The organism is Atlantibacter sp. MEI4A-1023 (genome assembly GCF_056155425.1).
This window is the reverse complement of sequence record NZ_CM149568.1, coordinates 1,130,721-1,147,933: the sequence shown is the minus strand read 5'-3', so window position 1 is coordinate 1,147,933 and position 17,213 is coordinate 1,130,721. Positions and strand designations below refer to the sequence as shown.

The 17,213-nt window shown below is 50.1% G+C and carries 22 protein-coding genes and 1 other annotated feature; of the genes, 10 read left to right on the top strand and 12 right to left on the bottom strand.

Annotated elements, in window-relative coordinates:
* Positions 1-51: 51 nt before the first annotated feature.
* Together yfiH and rluD are read right to left on the bottom strand one after the other, a co-directional pair.
* Positions 52-783 (bottom strand): purine nucleoside phosphorylase YfiH, encoded by a 732-nt coding sequence (gene yfiH / locus ACVV26_RS05570; protein WP_474800348.1) that lies wholly within the window; start codon positions 781-783, stop codon positions 52-54.
* Positions 780-1,760, bottom strand: a complete 981-nt coding sequence (rluD, locus tag ACVV26_RS05565; protein WP_474800347.1) for a 23S rRNA pseudouridine(1911/1915/1917) synthase RluD — start codon at positions 1,758-1,760, stop codon at positions 780-782. Before rluD ends, yfiH begins: the two co-directional genes overlap by 4 nt.
* A gap of 136 nt (positions 1,761-1,896) precedes the next feature.
* On the opposite strand from rluD, the gene bamD reads away from it, so the two are divergent.
* From bamD to pheA, 4 genes are all read left to right on the top strand, one after another.
* Positions 1,897-2,634 (top strand): outer membrane protein assembly factor BamD, encoded by a 738-nt coding sequence (gene bamD / locus ACVV26_RS05560; protein WP_312985269.1) that lies wholly within the window; start codon positions 1,897-1,899, stop codon positions 2,632-2,634.
* A gap of 262 nt (positions 2,635-2,896) precedes the next feature.
* A complete protein-coding gene (gene raiA, locus ACVV26_RS05555) occupies positions 2,897-3,229 on the top strand; it encodes a ribosome-associated translation inhibitor RaiA (protein ID WP_125294798.1) in 333 nt (110 codons plus the stop codon).
* Between the two features lie 97 nt (positions 3,230-3,326).
* Positions 3,327-3,452 (top strand) — a sequence feature (Phe leader region).
* Complete coding sequence (pheL, locus tag ACVV26_RS05550) at positions 3,328-3,375, top strand: pheA operon leader peptide PheL (protein ID WP_125294913.1); 48 nt, start codon at positions 3,328-3,330, stop codon at positions 3,373-3,375. (Overlaps the previous feature by 48 nt.)
* A 21-nt stretch (positions 3,453-3,473) precedes the next feature.
* Entirely contained in the window at positions 3,474-4,634 is a 1,161-nt protein-coding gene (gene pheA / locus ACVV26_RS05545; protein WP_474800346.1) for a bifunctional chorismate mutase/prephenate dehydratase, read from the top strand.
* A gap of 38 nt (positions 4,635-4,672) precedes the next feature.
* Here the strand turns inward: pheA and tyrA are convergent, their stop codons facing one another.
* Complete coding sequence (tyrA, locus tag ACVV26_RS05540; RefSeq protein ID WP_474800344.1) at positions 4,673-5,794, bottom strand: bifunctional chorismate mutase/prephenate dehydrogenase; 1,122 nt, start codon at positions 5,792-5,794, stop codon at positions 4,673-4,675.
* 9 nt (positions 5,795-5,803) lie between these two features.
* Positions 5,804-6,874 (bottom strand): 3-deoxy-7-phosphoheptulonate synthase AroF, encoded by a 1,071-nt coding sequence (aroF, locus tag ACVV26_RS05535; RefSeq protein ID WP_474800343.1) that lies wholly within the window; start codon positions 6,872-6,874, stop codon positions 5,804-5,806.
* 277 nt (positions 6,875-7,151) lie between these two features.
* Here aroF and ACVV26_RS05530 point away from each other — a divergent pair, with 277 nt between their 5' ends.
* The 4 genes from ACVV26_RS05530 to ACVV26_RS05515 all read left to right on the top strand — a co-directional run bounded on the left by ACVV26_RS05530 (position 7,152) and on the right by ACVV26_RS05515 (position 9,938).
* Complete coding sequence (locus tag ACVV26_RS05530; protein WP_474800342.1) at positions 7,152-7,526, top strand: DUF2799 domain-containing protein; 375 nt, start codon at positions 7,152-7,154, stop codon at positions 7,524-7,526.
* A 173-nt stretch (positions 7,527-7,699) separates the two neighbouring features.
* Complete coding sequence (gene yfiR, locus ACVV26_RS05525) at positions 7,700-8,224, top strand: regulatory sequestration protein YfiR (protein ID WP_474800341.1); 525 nt, start codon at positions 7,700-7,702, stop codon at positions 8,222-8,224.
* A complete protein-coding gene (dgcN, locus tag ACVV26_RS05520) occupies positions 8,217-9,437 on the top strand; it encodes a diguanylate cyclase DgcN/YfiN (protein ID WP_474800339.1) in 1,221 nt (406 codons plus the stop codon). Before yfiR ends, dgcN begins: the two co-directional genes overlap by 8 nt.
* A gap of 18 nt (positions 9,438-9,455) precedes the next feature.
* Complete coding sequence (locus tag ACVV26_RS05515; protein ID WP_474800337.1) at positions 9,456-9,938, top strand: OmpA family protein; 483 nt, start codon at positions 9,456-9,458, stop codon at positions 9,936-9,938.
* A 3-nt stretch (positions 9,939-9,941) separates the two neighbouring features.
* On the opposite strand, the gene ACVV26_RS05510 is transcribed toward ACVV26_RS05515, so the two are convergent.
* From ACVV26_RS05510 to ACVV26_RS05475, 8 genes are all read right to left on the bottom strand, one after another.
* The gene (locus ACVV26_RS05510) at positions 9,942-11,321 is read right to left on the bottom strand and encodes a PepSY-associated TM helix domain-containing protein (protein WP_474800335.1); all 1,380 of its coding nucleotides are present in this window, start codon (positions 11,319-11,321) and stop codon (positions 9,942-9,944) included.
* A gap of 60 nt (positions 11,322-11,381) precedes the next feature.
* Positions 11,382-11,801: a DUF2946 domain-containing protein gene (locus tag ACVV26_RS05505; RefSeq protein ID WP_474800333.1), complete on the bottom strand. Its 420-nt coding sequence runs from the start codon at positions 11,799-11,801 to the stop codon at positions 11,382-11,384.
* A 151-nt stretch (positions 11,802-11,952) separates the two neighbouring features.
* Positions 11,953-12,135, bottom strand: coding sequence for a YdcA family protein (locus ACVV26_RS05500; RefSeq protein ID WP_474800331.1), 183 nt, complete (start codon positions 12,133-12,135; stop codon positions 11,953-11,955).
* A 56-nt stretch (positions 12,136-12,191) separates the two neighbouring features.
* Positions 12,192-12,638: a hypothetical protein gene (locus ACVV26_RS05495; protein ID WP_474800329.1), complete on the bottom strand. Its 447-nt coding sequence runs from the start codon at positions 12,636-12,638 to the stop codon at positions 12,192-12,194.
* A gap of 156 nt (positions 12,639-12,794) precedes the next feature.
* Complete coding sequence (locus ACVV26_RS05490; protein ID WP_312730903.1) at positions 12,795-13,733, bottom strand: FRG domain-containing protein; 939 nt, start codon at positions 13,731-13,733, stop codon at positions 12,795-12,797.
* Positions 13,714-14,769: a site-specific integrase gene (locus ACVV26_RS05485; protein WP_312730901.1), complete on the bottom strand. Its 1,056-nt coding sequence runs from the start codon at positions 14,767-14,769 to the stop codon at positions 13,714-13,716. Before ACVV26_RS05485 ends, ACVV26_RS05490 begins: the two co-directional genes overlap by 20 nt.
* 10 nt (positions 14,770-14,779) lie before the next feature.
* Positions 14,780-15,454 (bottom strand): DUF7424 family protein, encoded by a 675-nt coding sequence (locus ACVV26_RS05480; protein WP_312730898.1) that lies wholly within the window; start codon positions 15,452-15,454, stop codon positions 14,780-14,782.
* A 9-nt stretch (positions 15,455-15,463) separates the two neighbouring features.
* Complete coding sequence (locus ACVV26_RS05475) at positions 15,464-16,318, bottom strand: helix-turn-helix domain-containing protein (RefSeq protein ID WP_312730896.1); 855 nt, start codon at positions 16,316-16,318, stop codon at positions 15,464-15,466.
* Between the two features lie 115 nt (positions 16,319-16,433).
* Between ACVV26_RS05475 and ACVV26_RS05470 the strand changes: the two genes are divergently transcribed.
* Both ACVV26_RS05470 and ACVV26_RS05465 read left to right on the top strand, forming a co-directional pair.
* Positions 16,434-16,658, top strand: a complete 225-nt coding sequence (locus ACVV26_RS05470; RefSeq protein WP_154827344.1) for a MerR family transcriptional regulator — start codon at positions 16,434-16,436, stop codon at positions 16,656-16,658.
* Positions 16,659-16,693: 35 nt separating this feature from the next.
* Positions 16,694-17,203: a phage regulatory CII family protein gene (locus tag ACVV26_RS05465; RefSeq protein WP_154827345.1), complete on the top strand. Its 510-nt coding sequence runs from the start codon at positions 16,694-16,696 to the stop codon at positions 17,201-17,203.
* The last annotated feature ends 10 nt before the right edge of the window (positions 17,204-17,213 follow it).

The following is a 17,213-nucleotide window of genomic DNA, read 5'->3' as shown; positions in this document are numbered from 1 at the left end:
GAATTATGTGAAAAGAAAACAACGCGTTCTGGATCGTCTTGATTCGCTAGGTTATATCAGCCAAATGAAACTTGCCATACGGCCCGTGATTCTGTCACGGCGGTATGAGAAAAAATCATCTTTTTCAGTAAAGGTACAGCGGTCGCCGCCATAGATTTTCGTCACGCCAGCCGCCGTTAAACGCTGACGCGCAAGCTGGTAGATATCGGCGAAATACTTTTTGCCTGCCGGACGAAACGCGCTGGCGGCCTGGCCGTCTTTAGCGATAAACGCATCACGTACGTCATCGCCCACTTCAAATGCCTGAGGGCCGATCGCCGGGCCTAGCCACGCCATGACGTTTTCCGGGCGATCGTTGAAACTCGCGAGGGTCGCTTCAAGCACCCCGTCGCATAATCCCCGCCATCCCGCATGTGCGGCAGCCACTTCGCTGCCCGCCTGATTACAGAATAGCACCGGCAAACAGTCTGCGGTCATTACCGCACACACGGTACCCGGCGTATCGCTCCAGGAGGCATCGGCGCGTTTAGTGGCGTATGGTTCGCCGGTCAGGCGTAATACCGCATTGCCGTGCACCTGTTCCAGCCACACCGCCCTGGAAGGCATCTGTGCGGCAGCGAACAGCCGGCGTCGATTTTCCTCGACGTCGTCCAGGTTGTCGCCGCAGTGCGCGCCCAGATTGAGCGAGTCATACGCCCCGGCGCTCACGCCGCCGATGCGGGTGCTGCTACAGGCCGCAACGCCCGGCGGCAACGGCCAGTCGGGGATGATCAGTTTTGTCATAACCAGTCAACGTCGTCTTTATGCGCTTCAAAGTCAGCACGCAGCGCATTGATGAGATCAACCATATCCTGTGGGATTGGCGCATGCCATTCCATCTGGATACCGGTTATCGGGTGGTACAGGCGCAGCATAGTAGCGTGTAACGCCTGGCGGTCAAACTGACGCAGCGCCTGAATGAACGCCTCAGAGGCCCCTTTCGGCGGGCGCGGACGGCCGCCATACAGCTGATCGCCCACCAGCGGATGAGTAATATGAGCCATATGCACGCGGATCTGGTGAGTACGGCCGGTTTCCAGGCGTAAACGCAGACGGGTATGAATCCGAAAATGCTCCATAATCCTGTAGTGTGTGACGGCTGGTTTACCCATCGGATGAACCGACATATGTGTGCGTTTGGTCGGGTGGCGGCTGATGGGTTCTTCCACCGTTCCGCCCGCCGTCATATGGCCGATAGCCACCGCTTCATACTCACGGGTGATCTCGCGCAATTGCAGCGATTCGACCAGACGGGTTTGTGCCGGAATGGTTTTCGCCACTACCATCAAACCGGTAGTGTCTTTATCCAGACGGTGCACGATACCCGCGCGCGGCACGTCGGCAATTGGCGGATAATAGTGCAACAGCGCGTTAAGCACCGTGCCGTCAGGGTTGCCCGCGCCGGGATGCACCACGAAATCGCGCGGTTTGTTGATCACTAAAATATCGTCATCTTCATAAACGATATTCAGCGGGATATCCTGGGGTTCAAAGCGGGCGTCTTCTTCGATTTCTACATCGATAACCACGTTTTCGCCGCCGAACACTTTTTCTTTTGGCTTATCGCTAATCTTGCCGTTGAGCTGGACGCGCTGGTCTAAAATCCACTCTTTTATGCGCGATCGCGAATAATCAGGGAACATTTCGGCCAAAGCCTGATCTAAGCGTTGACCGAGTTGAGATTCGGACACCGTTGCAGTGAGTTGTACTCGTTGTGCCATATACTGCTTCTTCGTTTACGTTGGGATTTACGGCTTCGCCGTATAATATAGTGTGCTATTGTAGCTGGTCTTAACCGGGAGCAGGAACTGTCATTCTCCCGTACAAGTAAAACATTCTGAGGAAAGTCAAAACGTCATGACGCGCATGAAATATCTGGTGGCTGCCGCCACGTTGAGCCTGGCTTTGGCGGGTTGCTCCGGTTCTAAGGAAGAGGTCCCTGATAATCCGCCATCTGAAATTTACGCGACTGCTCAGCAAAAACTGCAGGACGGTAACTGGAAAGCGGCAATAACGCAACTGGAAGCGCTGGATAATCGTTATCCATTCGGGCCGTACTCCCAACAGGTTCAGCTGGATCTGATCTATGCGTACTACAAAAACGCCGATCTTCCGCTGGCTCAGGCTTCCATCGATCGTTTTATGCGTCTGAACCCGACTCACCCGAACATTGACTACGTGATGTATATGCGCGGGCTGACCAATATGGCGCTGGATGACAGCGCGCTGCAAGGTTTCTTCGGCGTCGATCGTTCTGACCGCGACCCGCAACATGCGCGCGACGCTTTCCGCGATTTCGCGAAGCTGACCCGCGGCTATCCACAAAGCCAGTACGTCACTGATGCGACCAAACGCATGGTATTCCTGAAAGACCGTCTGGCGAAGTATGAGCTTTCCGTCGCACAGTACTATACCAAACGTGGCGCGTATGTTGCCGTGGTTAACCGTGTAGAAGGGATGCTGCGTGATTATCCGGATACCCAGGCCACTCGCGATGGCCTGAAGTTAATGGAAAACGCCTACCGCGAAATGCAGATGAATGCGCAGGCGGATAAAGTTGCCAAAATCATCGAAACCAATGGCAGCAACACCTGACCGTTATTAATGAAAAAAGGCAGCCTGGCTGCCTTTTTTATGCCCGCAACCCGGATATGCCGGGATTTAGCGCGAAGTCATCCCATCAAATATGGCCCGAAAACGGCTGCCCGACAAGGGAAAAATGTCCTCTTCCTGTCCTGCCTCACAAAACAGTTTCCTTGACAAAAAGTGACAAAATTACGTGATTTACATCACACATTTTGACACTCATGGCGTTATGCTGAAATCACCAAGACGGGAAAGACGAGAGGTAAAATTTATGACAATGAACATTACCAGCAAACAAATGGAAATCACCCCGGCTATTCGCCAGCATGTCACAGACCGTCTCGCTAAACTGGATAAATGGCAAACTCACTTAATTAATCCGCACATAATCTTATCCAGAGAACCTCAAGGCTTCGTCGCTGACGCCACCATGAATACGCCAAACGGCCATCTTGTCGCCAGTGCAAAACACGAAGATATGTATACGGCTATTAACGAACTCATTAACAAACTGGAGCGACAACTGAACAAAGTGCAGCACAAAGGGGAAGCTCGTCGCGCAGTACCTTCAGTTAAAGACGTTAGCTTCGCAGAAGAAGAGTAATCACTTACAGCCTAACAACGCGCCTCCGGGCGCGTTTTTTATTGACAGAGCGAAAACACTACGGGTAGTGTAATCCCTACATTTTCAAGGAACATGTTATGAAACAACTGCCGTTCTTCTTCGCATTCTTTTTTACCTTCCCCTGAACGGGAGGCTTTTCGTCATGTGATAAAGAATGCGAAGACGAACAAACAGGCCTCCCACATCGGGGGGCCTTTTTTATGACTATAAAAAAGGTAGCGTTATGACAGCGGAAAACCCTTTACTGGCTCTGCGGGATAAAATCAGTGCGTTGGATGAGAAGTTACTGGCGCTATTAGCCGAGCGTCGCACCCTGGCGGTGGAAGTCGGCAAAGCCAAGCTCGCCACGCATCGCCCGGTGCGGGATATCGACCGCGAACGCGATCTGCTGGATAAGCTGATTACGCTGGGCAAAGCCCATCATCTTGATGCGCACTACATCACTCGCCTGTTTCAACTGATTATCGAAGATTCCGTATTAACCCAGCAGGCGCTACTCCAGCAACATCTGAATCAAACCAATCCGCACTCGGCGCGCGTGGCGTTTCTTGGCCCGAAAGGCTCTTACTCGCACCTGGCGGCGCGTCAGTATGCCGTTCGCCATTTTGAGCAGTTTATTGAAAGCGGTTGCGCAAAATTCCATGAAATTTTTAACCAGGTGGAAACCGGCCAGGCGGATTACGCGGTGGTGCCACTTGAGAACACCAGTTCCGGCGCGATTAACGACGTTTACGACCTGCTCCAGCACACCAGCCTGTCTATTGTCGGTGAATTAACGATTCCTATCGATCACTGCGTACTGGTATCAGGCTCTACCGACCTTGAAAACATCGAAACCATTTACAGCCATCCGCAGCCTTTCCAGCAGTGCAGCCAGTTCCTGAACCGCTACCCGCACTGGAAAATTGAGTATTGCGAAAGCACGTCCGCCGCGATGGAAAAAGTGGCCCAGATGAAATCGCCGAAAGTGGCGGCATTAGGAAGCGAAGCTGGCGGCGCGTTGTATGGTTTGCAGGTACTGGAGCGTAATCTGGCAAACCAGACGCAAAACATCACCCGATTTGTAGTACTGGCGCGTAAAGCAATTCACGTTTCCGATCAGGTACCGGCGAAAACCACCTTACTAATGGCCACAGGCCAGCAGGCTGGCGCCCTGGTGGAAGCATTACTTGTACTGCGTAATCACAATCTGATTATGACTCGCCTGGAATCACGACCGATTAACGGCAATCCGTGGGAAGAGATGTTCTACCTCGATGTGCAGGCCAATGTTCAGCAAGAGGAAATGCAGCAGGCGCTGCGCGAACTCACTGAAATTACCCGTTCTATGAAAGTGCTGGGCTGCTATCCCAGTGAAAACGTGGTGCCGGTCGATCCGGCGTAACTCATAAAAAAGCCAGCGAGTTCGCTGGCTTTTTCAGTTTACTGGCGGCTGTCGTTCGCCTGGCGCAGCAGAGTACGGCTTTCGCTTTGAAAGCGTTGTGCATAATCGCCAAACCAGTGTTCAACTTTGCGGAAGCTGTCGATAAACGCCTGCTTATCGCCCTGCTCCAGTAAGCCAATTGCCTCGCCAAAGCGCTGGTAGTAACGCTTAATCAGCGCCAGATTGTCTTCCGATGACATAATGATATCCGCATAGAGTTGCGGGTCCTGAGCGAACAGCCGCCCGACCATCGCCAGTTCCAGCCGATAAATGGGCGATGACAGCGCCAGCAGTTTTTCCAGCTGTACGTTCTCTTCAGCCAAGTGCAGACCGTAAGCAAAGGTCGCGAAGTGACGCAGCGCCTGGATGAACGCCATATTCTGGTCATGTTCCACAGCGTTACTGCGATGCAGTCGCGCACCCCATACCTGAATCTGCTCCAGAAACCACTGGTACGCTTCCGGCTGACGCCCGTCACAGTAGACCACCACCTGTTTCGCCAGGCTGCCGCTGTCCGGGCCAAACATCGGGTGCAAGCCCAGCACCGGCCCGCTATGGGCATTCAGCATCGCCTGTAACGGACCATTCTTCACCGACGCGAGATCGACAAGAATACAGTCATCCGGCAGACGCGGCAGTTTGGCGATAACCTGTTCAGTCACGTGGATTGGCACGCTGACGATCACCATCCCGGCGTCGGCAACGAACATCTCCGCCTGCGGCCAGTCGTGTTGTTCAAGGATACGCACCTGGTAACCAGACAGTTGCAGCATCTTTTCAAACAGACGTCCCATCTGCCCTGCTCCGCCGACGATCACCACCGGGCGCAACGCCGGATGCAGCGTTTTGAAGCCTTTGTCATTTTCATGGGCATAGGATTCGCGCATCACCCGGCGCAGCACATCCTCAATCAGATCCGGCGAGACACCAAGCTGTTCGGCTTCCTGACGACGCGACGCCAGCATTGAGGCCTCACGCTCTGGCACGTAGACCGGCAGGCCATAGCGGCTTTTGACTTCGCCAACTTCAGATACCAGTTCCAGACGGCGCGCCAGCAGCCCCAGCAGCGCCTTATCCACTTCATCGATTTGATCGCGCAGTGCGGTCAATTCTGCAACCATAATCACCTCTTAAGCGAAACGCGCCGCGAGCGTACCGTTCAAATCGTTGTGGATTTCCTGCAACAGCGCGTCGGTGGTTTCCCAATTGATACAGGCATCGGTCACGGAGACGCCGTATTTCATCTCACTGCGCGGTTGCTCGGAGGACTGATTGCCTTCGAATAAATGGCTTTCAATCATTAGTCCGATAATCGAACGGTTGCCATCTTTAATCTGCGCGACGACCGATTCGGCGACGCCCGGCTGGCGGCGGTAGTCTTTGTTTGAATTACCATGGCTGCAATCTATCATCAGCGCCGGACGTAGTCCCGCCTGTTCCATCTCTTTTTCACATTGCGCCACATCCGCCGGGCTGTAGTTCGGCGCTTTGCCGCCGCGCAAAATCACGTGGCCATCCGGGTTACCTTGGGTCTGCAACAGACAAACCTGGCCCGCCTGGTTGATGCCGACAAAACGGTGAGACTGCTCAGCGGCGCGCATTGCATTAATTGCCGTCGCCAGGCTGCCATCGGTGCCGTTTTTAAAGCCCACCGGCATGGAAAGACCTGAAGCCATTTCACGGTGGGTTTGCGATTCGGTGGTACGCGCGCCGATCGCGGACCAGCTAAACAGATCGCCCAAGTACTGTGGGCTGTTGGGATCGAGCGCCTCGGTCGCCAGCGGCAATCCCATATTAACCAGCTCTACCAGCAGGCTACGGGCGATTTTCAGACCCGCTTCCACATCAAACGAGCCATCCATGTGAGGATCGTTAATCAACCCTTTCCAGCCAACGGTGGTACGGGGTTTTTCAAAATAGACACGCATAACCAGATAAAGCGTATCGCTGACTTGTGCGGCAAGGGTTTTAAACCGACGAGCATATTCAATGGCCGCTTCGGGATCGTGGATCGAGCAAGGTCCACACACCACCAGCAAACGCGGATCGCGCCCGGCAATAATATTGGCAATCGTCTCGCGGGATTGCGCGATTTGCGCTTCCTGTTCCAGCGTCAGCGGGAATTCAGCTTTCAGTTGTTCTGGAGTAATCAGTACCTGTTCATCAGCGATATGAACGTTATTCAGCGCGTCTTTTTGCATGATTGCGACCCTTAAATTTGCTCGTTTGCGATAGTCTTTACCTCACTGAGGTAAGCATTACCTTATCACAAGCGGTAAAGATTTCAATCCACATTCCGTAAATTTATCGTTACAAATATAAATAACTGGCATTTTAAAGCGCTTTAAGACCGCCATATCTGTAATTAAATATTTACACATTGAATAATTAATCATCACAACGTAAAAAAATAATCAGCTCATGCGCTTTTTGCGCTACGTTTTGCATAAGCGAAAAACCCATCTCAAGGATGCAGTAATGCGTCAGACAATAGTGATTCTCGGCATTCTGCTCTCCACCGGTTGCCAAATTGATCCCTACACCCATGCGCCAACCTGGAGTGAGCGAAACTGGTATGAAATTGGCGTTGATGACGCGATGTCCGGCGGCCTGGCGAAAGATCAACTGCGGCTTGCCCTGGAATATGACGACGCGCAAGTTGATGTAACCGCTTATAAAAAAGGTTATCTACGCGGTCAGCAACGTTTTTGCCAGGATGACTTTTTGTATGTTTGGGGATTGAGCGGTAGAAGTTTTCCGGCGGCCTGCGAAAACCTTGAACAAACGCCGCAATTACGCGCCCGCTGGAAAGAAGGTGATACAGGCGCTAGCGAAGATTCAATTTTAAATTGAATAACTTAAAAATTTACTTACCGGTTTTCTGCTCTCAGCTATTTTGATGTACCGTTGAATGTAATCTGCCTTATCGCGTACAGATAATGACTAACCCAACGGTAGATGTTATTATCCCAGGATATATCCTGTAACAAGTATTCTGCGTCACCATTCTTGCTGGAACCTACAACATGCCTGTGCTGCACTTCCGAGCGTTTTGTTTTGTATTGATTATGGTGGCAATACCTTCGATAGCAGAACTGCCTTCACCTTCTGCAAATAATGATGAAGCCGTACAACGCATTGTTTCCGGTATTATTAGTTATACGAGGTGGCCCAGGCTTTCTGCGCCTCCGCGTATATGCATTTTTAGATCTTCCCGGCTGGCGCAATTAGTTAATGACAATATTACACCGTTATCTTATACCGCGGTCATTGTCGAAAATAGTGAAGAGGCATTAACGTCACGGTGTGACGGCCTTTATTTTGGTAAAGAACGGCCTGAAGAACAGGCGAAATTAATCGAGGCCTATCAGCCACGCCCTTTATTATTAATTGCTGAGCAAAATACACAGTGCCTGATCGGCAGTTCGTTTTGCCTGAATATTAATGTCACGCCGGTTAAATTCGCGGTAAATCTTGATTCATTGTCCCGTAGCGGTGTTCGGGTCAATCCAGACGTATTAATGCTCGCACGGAATAATAATCATGACTAAGGATCTCAACTCCATGCCACGGCCAACGTTCAAAAGAACGTTGCGACGCATCAGCATGATAAGCGTCGTGATTACCATGATTATTGCCTGGCTGCTGCTTTCCGTCTCATCCATGCTGACGCTGAAGCAATATGCCCAGAATAACCTCCGTTTACTGAGCGTTTCCATCAGCCATACGCTTGAGGCGGCTATGGTGTTTCGTGATGGCCCCGCAGCTTATGACACGCTCGCCGCCCTTGGCGAACAGGGGCAATTCGCCAGCGCGCAGGCGGTAGACCGCAACGGGGAAATCATTGCTGACTGGTCGGGTACGGCAGATAACGACCGTGATGTGATGGGCGGCCTGGTCAGTAAATGGGTATTCCCGACGCCGGTTGTCCAGAAAATTCAACACAATGGCAACGTGCTGGGCGAAATTCGCCTGACCGCCATGGATAATATTATTACCCATTTTGTCTGGACCTCGCTCGGCGTGCTGACCGCCTGCCTCATCCTCGCTTCATTTATTTCTTTATCGATTACGCGGTATTTGCATAAAGGCATGGTTAACGCGCTTAACAATATTACTGAAGTTGCTCATGACGTGCAGACTAACCGTAATTTTTCCAGACGCGTTTCCGCAGAGCGGATAGAAGAATTCCACCGTTTCGGCCAGGACTTTAATACGCTATTGGACGAAATGGAAACCTGGCAGACGCAATTGCAGCGTAAGAATGCCTCGTTGCTGATTAGCGCCACTCACGACCCGCTGACTGGCCTTGCCAATCGCACCGCGTTTCGCCAGGCCGTTGAAAGCATGATGAATGACAGAAGCCGTAAAATTGACGCTGCGCTGCTGTTTATGGATGGTGACAACTTTAAATCCATCAATGACACCTGGGGCCATGCCGCAGGTGACCGTGTACTGATTGAGGCTGCACAGCGTTTACGTAACTTCGCAGGCGATACGCACTGCGCCTATCGTCTGGGCGGCGATGAGTTCGCTATTTTGCTGACCGACGTCCACTCCACTGATGAATTACTGGGGTGCATTCACCATTTACGCCAGGCGCTATTGCCGCCAATTCTGTTGAACAATGGCGAAACGACCGTGTTGTCGATGAGCATCGGCTACGCGCTGGCGAAGTGTACGGCGACGCCAGAATCCCTGATGGAGATCGCCGACAAGAATATGTATCACGACAAAAGTAAGCGCCGCCTGGCGTTTGGATAACCACAAAGGAAGGTCATTATGTTGCCCCGCTTTTTCGCTCCTGCCGTTCTCGCTGCATTCCTGTTAACCGGCTGCCAGACGCCACAGGGAAAATTCACACCTGAGCAGGTCGCTGCCATGCAGTCTTACGGTTTCAGCGAAAGTAACGGCGACTGGTCGCTGGGCTTATCAGATACCATTCTGTTCGATAAAAACCAGTATCAACTGCGTCCTGAAAGCTATCGTCAGATTGAAACCATGGCGGCGAATCTTTCTTCCCATGGTTTGAAACACGCCCGCATGGACGGTCACACTGATAATTACGGGGAAGACAGCTATAACGAAGCGCTTTCCCTTAAACGAGCAAATATCGTGGCCGACGCATGGGCAAAAGGCGCCGGGGTGCCGCGCAGCAATTTAACGACCCAGGGTTTGGGCAAGAAATACCCTGTCGCCAGCAACAAAACGGGTGAAGGACGTGCCGAAAACCGCCGCGTCGCGGTCGTTATCAGCACGCCCTGAGTCTTAGTTAACGGCGGGTGTGGTCGCCTGACGGCGTTGCGCCCGCTTCCAGCGTAAGACATCAATCAGCAAAAACAGCAAGACGCTGAAACCCATCACCGGCATGGCGTAACCTAACGCGGCGGTAATGATCAGTGCGCTGATTCGGCCGGACACAGAGAGTTGCAGCCAGGCTTCGCACAGCGTTTGGGCAGGATTGCGGGATGCCACAGCAGGGCGCCGCAACCACCACTGGCGGTAACCCATAACAATCAGCACGCACAGCGCGGTGCCAAAGCCCACCAGCGCCAGCTGGTTAAGCAGCCCGAACAGCACGCCCATATGAAAATCCACACCCCAGCGGGTGAGCTTCGCCATTAACGGGAACTGGTTGAAGTCGGTCCTGTCGATCACCTGCATGGTTTCGCCATTTATCGCCACCGCGTCAACCTGCGTCGGCCAGCGCCGGTCAATTTCCGTGACTGTCCAGGCCTGATTACTGTTACGCGGAGGACGTATTTCCAGCAGGCTGGCATGAATACCCTTTTGCTGTGCAAGATCCCTAACACGATCGAAATCGGCGCTATCAATTTCCTGCGTCGCCATCGCGCCATGGTGATGTCCATGATGCTCGGCGTGAGGATCGGCCGCCGCCGCCTTGCCAGATAGCACCGTGTTAACCTGCGGAGTCATCCACCCTAACGCGGCTCGCAACTTATCGACGTTGCCCCCCGCGTACTGCGACCAGGTTAACCCCGTCGCGGAGAAAAGCAGCAATCCCGCCAGTAAAATCATACCCAGCGTAATATGCAGTTGTCTTGCCGCCATAAACCGGCTGCGTTTTACCGGCTTACGCTTACGCGCGGGTCTTGTCACCCACCACAGGACAATGCCGCCCAGCGCTGCAACCCACATCCATGATGCCGCCAGCTCGCTGTAGATGCGCCCGAAGTCCCCTAACAGCAGCGAGCGGTGCAGGTAGTCGATACTCTGGCGCAGCGGGAGTATTCCGCTGGTGCCGTAAACGGTCAAATCACCCGTTACCGCGAGCGTGACCGGATCGATAAATATTGCCCGGTGCTCAGATACGCCCAGCGACGGATCGCTGAACATTACGCGCGTGGTTTGCCCTGCTTCCAACCCGGGCCTGATCGCATGTAAGCGCAGCGCGTGATGAGTAAACTGCTCCGCGACGTCAACCTGGCGAGCAAGTGGCTGCGGCTCCCCTTCCCGGCTGCCGTTGAGTACCGATGAGTAAACGATGTTTTCCAGTTGAGGGGTCGCCACATATAACGTGCCCGACAGCGCGGCCACAAAAATAAACGGGCCGACAAATAATCCGATGGCGAAATGAAGCCGCCGCAATAGCGTGATCCACGCCTGGCGTTGAGTGCAGGTTGTCATACTTTTCCTTTTTATAAAGTACGGGTCGTCCCTCCGGCGGAGAGACGAAGCAGTTGAGGATTAAAAGGTAAAAGCAGACGCAACCGGCGGCGCACGGGGTACAGGCCTAAGCCAGATTAGGGAAGGATAGACAATAACGACGAAGGGATAATTCATCCGCCCAATGTGACGTAACAGCGCGTAGACCAGCGCCAGGGCAAGCAATAATATCCCCGGCACATGGCTTAACAGCACGCAATAGCCGCAGGCTTCTGCGTGATCGACCATTGTCAGTCCTGGCGAATGAACGTGTTCCGCCATGCCGCTATGCATGGACATCTCATGATGATGTTGGGAATGGGATGGCGGAGCGGCGTCGGTAATCCGGGCGTTATGAAGAGATATCGAAATCAGCGGCGCGACAACGATCAACAGCATGGCAAACAGCGCTGCCCATGCTGCTCGTTTCGTGTTATGTGATTGCGCTAAACCGATCGTCACATCCCCTCCATAAGAGAGGGCATTGTAAATGATTTGCATCCAGAAAGTTAATGAAAACGTTCCTTCAAAACTGAAAAGCTGCTTTTAGAAAGCAGCTTTTTACATTGCAGTTTTATAAGGCGGTATAAATTTGCTTAAAGCAAAGCAGCCATTAACGACAAACCTTTTTTGAACGGCTGATGCTGCCATCATTACATACAAACTTACCGTCAGCAGTACAGTGCGAGACGCCGCCTTTCGATTTAGAACACGGATAGTTAGCTGCGTGACTGAACGCGGATATACCGAATAAAGCTAAAATAACAGGGAGGAGAAATAATGCACGGACGTTCATCGATAGAGTTCCTTGTCAAAATGTTTCTACCAGAGCTCGGCCAGTTAGCGCTTTTATTACTGCTTTTCATCCAAAAGCTTCCATGGCTCATTAACTCCATTTTTAATTGCATCCGCATAATGTCTTACTAACTCCGTGGCTTCATTGCTGTACCGCACAAAGTCGCCAAAGGTATAAAGCCCCTTTCTGCTGAGATCAACCCCCACCAGCAGAAGATCAGGTACAAAATAGATCGTCCGGCCTGAAAGAGTTCGCAGGTAATATTTTTCAAACAGCGTCCATCTCTGGTAATAAATGCTCGCACCCACTTCTAAGGTATTTTGATCAGGGAAATAAATAACGTGCCAGTCCAGTCGGTGCTGACAATGGTCAGATTCATCAAAAAAGTATTCGCGAGAACACGCTGTTTTTTTGACTTTCCAGGCATAGTAGCCAATAAATACGATGAATAACTCGTAAAAAAAACAAGGGGCTGGCCTAACGCCAACCCCTTGTTTTTGCACTAACTTATTGGATGTCGCTTAAGCGAATCTTAGTTCAGGCGCTTTTAACGGACGTCATTGAAAAATAATAAAAAATTAACAAAAACAGCAAGTTAATTGCATCCTTAGTGCATCTGAGTGCCGTTAAAAACATACTGTATGGACACATTGTGGACATTAAATCAATGTGTTTTGGCTACGGCCTCTTCTACTGATCCCATACTGCTCGGTGATAAATTTTGCTGCCTTATCGATTTCCGGGAAAAGAATGCTTTCATTTATACCAAGCACTGATAAATGTTCTCTTATCTCGGCTTTATTTTCCTCTTTGATCCATAGCCTTTTCCCTTTTAAATCTTGAGGTGCAGCCGCCGCGTGCCCCTCATCAGCGCTGGCATCATTTTCAGCACCATATATCAAAAATGCTCCAGACTGTGCGATTATGCGTTTATTGGACATTTTAGGCTTTACATAAACAGCTTTAAGTAAATCCGCAGGGTTTATTCTTGGTCGAAAACCGGTTTTTTCTAAGCCTATGTAGTAACACAATAAATCTGCCGCATGTGCTTTATTGAACTCTTCTATCGACAATCCATTATGAGCAGCAGCGAAAAGGGCTTCTTTTTCCGTTTTTTTTAAATTTGCAACATTTGCTAAGCAACTTACTCGGTCACTGTCATAGTATCGTTGACGGTTTTTAGGGATAAAAAAGGCCTGCACAGAACCGTCATGCTCTTCTTTATTATCACTTGGTTCAGTGGCAAACCAAAGTGCAACTAAAGGATTGGTAGTGACATCAAGTAACCGCGTAGGCATCCCAAAATGTTGCATCCTGACCAAGCGATCAAACATCGTGTTATCGGATGAAAATTCATTGGGGTGTATTGACACAATATCTCTGACTGCAAGATCTTCACTAGACAAGAGACCTAAATCCTGTCGAAAAATTTTGGGGGCAGCTCTCCAGCCGTAAAAACGTTGTCCCCTAAAAGCAGTAGCATGATTACCATCTATCCTCCATTTAATAACTTCACTAATAAATCCAGCCAAACTAGTCACTTCAAGTGTTGGCCGTTTAATCAAATTTCTATTTATTTTATTTTGAGAAGCACTCATTGTTTTCTCTCACCATCTCTAAATTAGCAATCGGATTTAACTGCGCAGCCTCCTCCAAGTGATTTGGAGCAAAGTGTGCATATTTCATGGTTTCTCTTATGTTGGCGTGCCCTAGGATGTGCTGTAGAACAAGAATATTTCCACCGTTCATCATAAAGTGAGAAGCGAAAGTATGTCGTAGAACATGGGTTTTCTGTCCCTCGGTCAATTCGATGTCGGTCAGCGCCAGCATTTTTTTAAATTCCTGATAGCACGGCTTAAACATTTTGCCCTGGCGAGTAGCCAGCTCATCATAAAGCCATCTGGGGATCGGGACGGTCCGGTTTTTTTTACCTTTGGTTTTTGTAAACGTCAATTTATAGGGTGAGAGCTGGGAACGGGTAAGGCGCTCGGCTTCACTCCACCGTGCGCCGGTCGCCAGGCAAACCTTAACAATTGTCGTCAGGTTTTCTTTACCATACCGTTCACAGGCGCGAAAAAGTTCTGCAATCTGTTGTGGGGTCAGCCATGACATTTCCTTTTCGGCTTCTTTAAAAACGCGAATACCTTCGAGCGGGTTTGGTAGCTTCCATTCTCCAAGCCTTTTGAGTTCATTAAAGACAGCCATTAGGTACTGTTGTTCACGGTTTACCGTGATAGGTTTTGCTATCCAGTCCGCCGGGTCTTTGTGGTATCCATTATCGATCTCGCCGCGCAACCGCCGGTCGCGATAATGCGCCCAATCTTTGGCGGTTAGCTGTGATGCCACAGGGTCACCAAGACCGTTACAAACAATATGCAATTTAGCCAGGCGTGATTTACTGGCTACTAGCGCCTGGCCGTGTAGTTTGTGCCAAAGTTCGATAATTTCACTCAACCTGCGGCGGTCTTCTTTCTCGCTTTTCCAGGGCTTGTCCTGCGCTTCCCTTTTTTTAAAATCCTCAAAGGCAACAGCTTCGCCTTTTGTCGCAAATTTTTTCCTGATGCGCCTACTATCGGCCCCGTCTAAACGAAAATCACAAAGCCATTCACCGGTAGAAAGTTTTGTAATGGCCATAGAAACCTGCTTAATGAATGTTGCGTAAAAAGACGGCTGACTGACTGTATTGTTTCGGTAGTAGAACTGCTTGCGTTGTGACATCAGAGAGTCGCAATTCAATGAACTGGTCTTTTTGAAGTGTGCTATCAGTAATCAGGGGTACGGGCTGGTCATTGATAAAAGATGAAACGATATCAATTTTCTTATCGCTTCCAGTATCATTATTAAGGCGCACATTGATAATCAGGTCTGCTGGATTGAAGCTGGAAAAGCTTTTTGACGTTAAAGCTTTAACCCTTTCCTTAAGCGTCTCTGATGCCTCAACGGCTATGTATTGCCCGTTAGTATCTTTATAAGAAAGTATGTGCAATTTCCCATCATCTTTTAAATCTGAGCCAGTATGACGGCCATAGACCACAGGAATAGAAAATATTGCCCAACTGGTCATTTTCTGCGTAAAGCATTCTTTGTATTTGGCGTCAGGGAATACCGTTGGGACTGTCTTTTGTGCGTCTAACAAGGTGTCTGAAGGTTGGCGAGAATCCTCATAGCTTGTGCAACTGGCTACTTCCACCAACAAATCAGAGTCTGCGTCCTTCAAACCTTCGGATAGAACGCCAGAAAGTGGAAGATCTGTTCTAACTCCAATTTTACAGCCACCAAGTAATAATGAAATTGCGATCACAAAAGCAGTTCTATTCATGACATCACCCTAATTATTTTTCGATAATGTAAAACAAATTTTCCCTACACATTCAACATCGTCTACTAAGCATTGAAAATTAACTGATGAGTTTTTAAGATTTAATTTATTACCTGGAAGGCGCGAGACTTCATAGACGTCAATAACGCCATCAATATTGATTAACCATGTACCGCTTGCTAGCAATTTCAGCCCTAAATCGGCTAGCCATTTACTTTCGCCCCTTTCTATTAATGCAGGATCAGTTAAAGATTCATCCAATAAAGAAGGGTCGCACGTCCAGTGCCCCTTGGATAAAAGGGAGCCGTTAAAAAGTTCATATTTATTTATAGATTCTGCTTCAATCTTGCTTTCTTTCGTCGCTGAAGCTTCGAGCATAGAACCTCTACCGGTTGCCAGCCATCGAAGCGAAACACCTGTATCCAGTGCGCATGCCACAACCACATCACCAGGAAAATAATCCCGCCGAATCCATGTGCTCATGGTTCCTGAAGAAATTCCCATCAGATCCCCAAGCTGTTTTTGCATGGTGAAACCATACGCCTGCAAAATCCGTTGTAATACAGCTTTCCCGCCAGCTTCAATCAACTCGTTATAGACCGTGTTTTTATCAAAACGCTCTGTCTGCTCACCTTCAAATCTTGCATTTTCAAGCTTACCATGCTGAAGCCACTCAATATCGATGCCGGTCGCATGGGAGCACTCGTATATGTACCTAAATGGAACGCTGCCCCGGTTGATCCAATTACTTATAGTGGGTTGAGGCACCCCCGTAAGGTTTGAAAACTCAACGTTTGTACGAACTTTGTAAGCCTCTTTCATGCGAGTAAGCACGGCTTGTGCCTGTTCTCTGGAATCAACCATGACAAAATACCTTTTCGAATGGGTTGACAACTTTCCATAAGAAAATTAATCTCACCCATAGTACGCAAATGCACGCCAATGCACTAAACCAACATTTAACCGGAGATATTTACCCATGACTCCACAAATTGCAATCCCGTCAGGCCCGGATCTGATGACTTATGAAGAGTTTGCAGAACACTATGGATACGGCATCCGCACTGTAAAACAGATGGTTGCTGATGGTGATCTGCTTCTTATGCCGCGCAAAAAAGACGGCGGCGCAGCTCGTATCAACATGGTTGCTTTTCGTGCCCGTCTGCTTCAGCAGGGTATCAATTGCAAATACGTTGCCGCTTAAGCAATTCAATTATGCGAGTTGAAAAGGAATGCAACATGTTTGATTTTCGAGTTTCTAACCACCCACACTTTGATGAGGCCTGCCGCGCCTTTGCTAAACGGCATGACGTGACTGCGTTAGCCAGGCGCGCAGGGATGAAACCGCAAACCCTTCGCAACAAACTTAACCCCACTCAACCCCATCAGTTCACAGCACCAGAAATCTGGTTGCTGACTGATTTAACCGAAGATGCGTCACTGGTGGATGGCTTCCTTGCTCAAATTCATTGCCTGCCTTGTGTGCCGGTAAATGAGTTAGCCAGGGAAAAATTATCCATCTACGTTATGCAGGCCACCGCGCAGGTTGGTCAGGTCGCTGCGAACGCGGCAACCACTGGCCGTATTACTCACCTGTCCCGCCGTTCGATTGTGGAAAGTGCGAACGCTGGAATGCGTTTTCTTGCTTTAAGCGCACTGGCTGTAGATGCGCGGCTTAAATCCAGTCCGGCGATGTCCAGTGCGGTCGATACCATGACCGGCGTCGGCGCATCGTTTGGTTTGATCTGAGGTGTCGGTC

What these genes read in the sequence shown, in the direction of transcription:
- yfiH (WP_474800348.1), bottom strand. Translation starts at nt 783, where the DNA reads ATGACAAAACTGATCATCCCCGACTGGCCGTTGCCGCCGGGCGTTGCG.
- rluD (WP_474800347.1), bottom strand. Translation starts at nt 1,760, where the DNA reads ATGGCACAACGAGTACAACTCACTGCAACGGTGTCCGAATCTCAACTC.
- bamD (WP_312985269.1), top strand. Translation starts at nt 1,897, where the DNA reads ATGACGCGCATGAAATATCTGGTGGCTGCCGCCACGTTGAGCCTGGCT.
- raiA (WP_125294798.1), top strand. Translation starts at nt 2,897, where the DNA reads ATGACAATGAACATTACCAGCAAACAAATGGAAATCACCCCGGCTATT.
- pheA (WP_474800346.1), top strand. Translation starts at nt 3,474, where the DNA reads ATGACAGCGGAAAACCCTTTACTGGCTCTGCGGGATAAAATCAGTGCG.
- tyrA (WP_474800344.1), bottom strand. Translation starts at nt 5,794, where the DNA reads ATGGTTGCAGAATTGACCGCACTGCGCGATCAAATCGATGAAGTGGAT.
- aroF (WP_474800343.1), bottom strand. Translation starts at nt 6,874, where the DNA reads ATGCAAAAAGACGCGCTGAATAACGTTCATATCGCTGATGAACAGGTA.
- ACVV26_RS05530 (WP_474800342.1), top strand. Translation starts at nt 7,152, where the DNA reads ATGCGTCAGACAATAGTGATTCTCGGCATTCTGCTCTCCACCGGTTGC.
- yfiR (WP_474800341.1), top strand. Translation starts at nt 7,700, where the DNA reads ATGCCTGTGCTGCACTTCCGAGCGTTTTGTTTTGTATTGATTATGGTG.
- dgcN (WP_474800339.1), top strand. Translation starts at nt 8,217, where the DNA reads ATGACTAAGGATCTCAACTCCATGCCACGGCCAACGTTCAAAAGAACG.
- ACVV26_RS05515 (WP_474800337.1), top strand. Translation starts at nt 9,456, where the DNA reads ATGTTGCCCCGCTTTTTCGCTCCTGCCGTTCTCGCTGCATTCCTGTTA.
- ACVV26_RS05510 (WP_474800335.1), bottom strand. Translation starts at nt 11,321, where the DNA reads ATGACAACCTGCACTCAACGCCAGGCGTGGATCACGCTATTGCGGCGG.
- ACVV26_RS05500 (WP_474800331.1), bottom strand. Translation starts at nt 12,135, where the DNA reads ATGAACGTCCGTGCATTATTTCTCCTCCCTGTTATTTTAGCTTTATTC.
- ACVV26_RS05490 (WP_312730903.1), bottom strand. Translation starts at nt 13,733, where the DNA reads ATGAGTGCTTCTCAAAATAAAATAAATAGAAATTTGATTAAACGGCCA.
- ACVV26_RS05485 (WP_312730901.1), bottom strand. Translation starts at nt 14,769, where the DNA reads ATGGCCATTACAAAACTTTCTACCGGTGAATGGCTTTGTGATTTTCGT.
- ACVV26_RS05480 (WP_312730898.1), bottom strand. Translation starts at nt 15,454, where the DNA reads ATGAATAGAACTGCTTTTGTGATCGCAATTTCATTATTACTTGGTGGC.
- ACVV26_RS05475 (WP_312730896.1), bottom strand. Translation starts at nt 16,318, where the DNA reads ATGGTTGATTCCAGAGAACAGGCACAAGCCGTGCTTACTCGCATGAAA.
- ACVV26_RS05470 (WP_154827344.1), top strand. Translation starts at nt 16,434, where the DNA reads ATGACTCCACAAATTGCAATCCCGTCAGGCCCGGATCTGATGACTTAT.
- ACVV26_RS05465 (WP_154827345.1), top strand. Translation starts at nt 16,694, where the DNA reads ATGTTTGATTTTCGAGTTTCTAACCACCCACACTTTGATGAGGCCTGC.